4 protein-coding genes are annotated in these 3,998 nt (G+C 66.9%); 1 reads left to right on the top strand and 3 read right to left on the bottom strand.

What is annotated here, in order from left to right:
• Window positions 1-1,173, top strand: a 1,173-nt coding sequence (mtgA, locus tag FVW27_RS09680; RefSeq protein WP_243838329.1) for a monofunctional biosynthetic peptidoglycan transglycosylase, incomplete at its 5' end; no start/stop codon positions are given.
• A 72-nt stretch (window positions 1,174-1,245) separates the two neighbouring features.
• Here mtgA and FVW27_RS09685 read toward each other — a convergent pair.
• From FVW27_RS09685 to FVW27_RS09695, 3 genes are all read right to left on the bottom strand, one after another.
• A complete protein-coding gene (locus FVW27_RS09685) occupies window positions 1,246-2,103 on the bottom strand; it encodes a glycine betaine ABC transporter substrate-binding protein (RefSeq protein WP_167124693.1) in 858 nt (285 codons plus the stop codon).
• Between the two features lie 263 nt (window positions 2,104-2,366).
• Window positions 2,367-3,209 (bottom strand): ABC transporter permease, encoded by an 843-nt coding sequence (locus FVW27_RS09690; protein ID WP_167124699.1) that lies wholly within the window; start codon window positions 3,207-3,209, stop codon window positions 2,367-2,369.
• Window positions 3,210-3,250: 41 nt separating this feature from the next.
• On the bottom strand, window positions 3,251-3,998 hold a 748-nt coding region (locus FVW27_RS09695), incomplete at its 5' end, for a CBS domain-containing protein (protein ID WP_167124695.1).

Here is a 3,998-nt window from a genome sequence, read left to right on the forward strand (position 1 = left end):
GGGCTGCGCGGGCTGGCGCTGGGCCTGACGCTGCTGGTGACGGCAACGGGGCGGGGCATATTCGGCGCATTGCGCTGGCTGGTCGTGTCGGCAGGCCGCATGGCGCGCGGCCTGTGGGCGGTCATCGCCCATGTGGTGGGCGCCATGCTGGGACGCAAGGGCGGCAAGGCATCACATGCGACTGGCCCGACTGGCCCGACTGGCCCGACTGTCCCGACTGGCGCGACTGGCTCGGCAGGCTCGACTGGTCCGACTGGTCCGACTGATCTCGGGGACATGTCGGGAACGGCTGGCCCGTCGGGCAGATTGTCAGGCCCCGGTGGAGGGCCGGAAACCGGCAAGCATGACGAGTCCGCCGCATCTCAAGGGGGCGCCGACCGAAGCGCCCCTCCCTACCTGAGCATGCAGCCCGCCACCTCGCCCTCCCCGGCGCGAAAAGAGCCGCAAGGCCCCACACGCCCGCGCGCGCCCCGTTCCGGCTGGCCGCTGGCCGTGCGTCTGGTACTGCTGGTGGCGCTGCTGATGGGAGGGGACATCGCCCGCTACGTGGTGTGGCCCCCGGTCGCCACGCTGGCGAAGCAGAACCCCGCCGTCACCTCGTTCATGGAATACCGGCAGGGCCAGTGGGCGCGGCAGGGGCGCGGCCCCAGCTATCGCCAGAACTGGGTGAACCTTGGCAGCATTTCGCGCAATCTGGTGCTGGCCGTGACCATCGCCGAGGACGACAAGTTCTGGCAGCATGAAGGGTTCGACCTGGACGGCATGGAAGAGGCCTTTCTGCGCAACATCGAGGAAGGCCGCATTGCCGCCGGGGGCAGCACCATCACCCAGCAGCTTGCCAAGAACCTGTGGTTCACACCGGAAAAGAGCCTGTCGCGCAAGGCCAAGGAGGCCATCATGGCCTGGCGGCTGGAGCGCGAGCTGTCCAAGAAGCGCATTCTGGAACTGTATCTGAACGTGGTGGAATGGGGCGACGGCGTGTTCGGGGCGGAAGCCGCCGCGCGTCACCACTTCGGCAAGTCCGCCGCCGCGCTCACCTCGTGGGAAGCGGCCCGCCTTGCGGCGGTGCTGCCCAATCCCCTGCGCTGGTCACCCACGGGCACCTCGCGCGGGGTGCAGGTCCGGGCGTCGATCATCCATTCGCGCATGGAGCGGCGGATGGGGGATGGGTAGCGGGCCTTCCCACGAACGATAAAAAGCGCGACGGTTACCCGCCGCGCTTTCCATTTCTTTTCTCTTCTTCCCCTACTGGCCCAGCCACTCCTTGACCAGTTCGGGGTGCTCCTTCATGAACCGCCGGGCGTTGGCCATGAGGTCCGCACCCTTTTCCTGATTCCAGGCCATCAGCGTTTCCAGCTGGTTGGCGTCGGCATAGCGGAAGCGGTCGAGAAAGGCGTAGACGTGGGGCATGTCCTTGTCCAGGCCGTTGCGCACCACGGTATGGATGCGTTCCTCTTCGCCCAGCACCTTCCTGGGGTCGTCCAGGTAGTGCAGCTTCCAGCGACCGAACATCCAGTGCGGCGACCAGGCGGTGACCACAATCCATTCCTTGCGGCGGATGGCGTCGTCCAGTGCGGCGGTCATGGTTGCCCCGCTGCCCTCCACCAGGGTCAGCTTGTTCAGCCCGTACTCCTGCATGGCCTTTTCGGACAGCTTCATCAGGCCGGAACCGGGGTCGATGCCGATGACCTTGCCCTTGAACTTGCCTGCGTTGGCCTTCAGTTCCTCTATGGACTTCAGCGGCACGTAGTCGGGCACCGCCCAGCCAAGGCGCGCCCCGCCCACCAGCGGGCCAAGGTCCTTCACCTTGCCTTCCACCTTCTTCAGGTAGTCGCCGTGGGTCACGGGCAGCCACGCGGTGACCATGCCGTCCACGTCGCCCGTGGCCACGGCCATCCACATGGCGGCGGCGCTGACGGGCAGCACTTCCACCTTGCGGCCCAGCTTGTCCTCGATCACCGCCTTGGCCAGATGGGTACTGGCCGTGGCGCAATCCCATTCCACATAGGCAAGGCGAACGGGCTTGCCCTCGGAAGCGGGTGCCGCAACGGCCTGCGTTGCCAGCAGCAGGACCGCCAGGGTCATCAGCAGTATCTTCTTCATGTCGTGCTCCTCTGTTGGAGGTTGTGCCGCGCACTGCGGCGATGTGATGCGGGGCGTGCGGTGAGGCCAAGATGAGCACCAGGAGGAATTTTGTTCTCTGCCAAGGAAGGGCGTTTTTTTGTGGAGGGAACATGCCCCAGCCGTCGGTGAGCGCGGAGCGCGAACCTTACGGATGGGGACCGCAACGCGCTCTTCGGCATTTGACCGGAACAAAAAAACGTTCTGACGCAGGCAGAGGGCAAAAGGCCCCTGGTGCCGTCACCTTACCCGCCCACCCGCTTCCCCACATGCTGCAATATGCGATCAAGGCAGATGGCAACGATGACGATGCCTATGCCCGCCTCGAAGCCATTGCCCATTTCCAGCCGCTGGATGGCCTTCCATACCTCGCCGCCCAGGCCGCGCGCGCCGATCATGGCGGCAATGACCACCATGGACAGGGCCAGCATGACCGTCTGGTTCACACCGGCCAGCATGGTGGGCGCGGCCAGCGGCAGTTCCAGCTTCACCAGCCGCTGGAAACGCCCGGTGCCGAAGGCCTCGGCGCACTCCACCAGTTCGGCGGGCACCTGCCGGATGCCCAGGCAGGTAAAACGGATGGCGGGCGGCATGGCAAAGATCACCGTGGCGAACACGGCGGCCACCTTGCCAAGGCCAAAGAAGGGAATGGCGGGAATCAGGTAGACGAAGGCGGGCATGGTCTGCATCACGTCCAGCACGGGCATGACCACGGCGCGCGCCCGGTTGCTCATGGCGGCGGCAATGCCCAGCGGAATGCCCACCAGCACGGCCAGCAACGTGGCAACCAGCACCAGCGCAAGGGTGCTCATGGTGGCCTGCCACAGGCCCATGTTCCAGACCAGGGCCAGCCCGACCACGGCAAACACGCCCAGCGCCACCTTGCGGGTAACGCGCCACGCCACCAGCCCCACGAAGGCGATGACCAGCAACGGCGGCAGCGCGTCCAGACCGGCCTCCAGCAGATTCAGGCCGCTTTCGGTCACGGCGGAAAAGGCCCGCGTGGCCGGGGCCAGGTGGGTAACCAGAAAGTCGATGCCTGCCTCCAGCCACTGCCCGAGGGGAATGCGCGGGAAGCTGCCCGTCATGCCCGTCATATTCATCACACTCGTCATGTTCATCACCTCCATCAGACGTTCCCCCCTCGTTCAGCCAGCGCACCCAACAGCAACCCGCGCACGATGACCCCGGCCAGCCGCCCGCGTTCGTCGGTGACGGCCAGCGGGTGGGGCAGCCCGGCCATGAGCGGAATGAGTTCGGAGGCGGGGGCATCGGTCGGCACCGTGGTGATGTCGGTACGCATGATGGCCGCAAGATCGCGCTCGCCGCCCGCCATGTGGTCGGCGATGTCGTCGGCGGTGACCAGCCCCACCAGCTTGTGGTTACGGTCCAGCACGAACAGTGTGGCGATGGCGTGGTTGCGCATCTTGCGCAGGGCCGTGCGCGGGCCGTCCACGCCCAGCACCGCCACCGCCTCGGACCGCTTCATCACCGTGCCCGCCGTGAGCACGCGGGCAATGTCCACGTCGGCCACAAAGCGGGCCACGTAGTCATCCGCCGGGCTGGTCAGGATGTCTTCCGGCGTGCCCACCTGCACCACGGCCCCGTCGCGCATGAGCACGATGCGGTCGCCGATCTTCAGCGCCTCGTCGAGGTCGTGGCTGATGAACACGATGGTCTTGCGCACGTCGTCCTGCAGGCGCAGCAATTCGTCCTGCATGTCGCGCCGGATCAGCGGGTCCAGCGCGCTGAAGGCCTCGTCCATCAGCAGGATGTCCGGGTCCAGCGCAAGGGCGCGGGCCAGGCCCACGCGCTGCTGCATGCCGCCGGAAAGCTGGCCGGGCCGGGCCGCCTCCCACCCGGCAAGGCCCACGCGG

Source organism: Nitratidesulfovibrio liaohensis (assembly GCF_011682075.1).
GTDB classification, from domain to species: Bacteria; Desulfobacterota; Desulfovibrionia; order Desulfovibrionales; family Desulfovibrionaceae; genus Cupidesulfovibrio; species Cupidesulfovibrio liaohensis.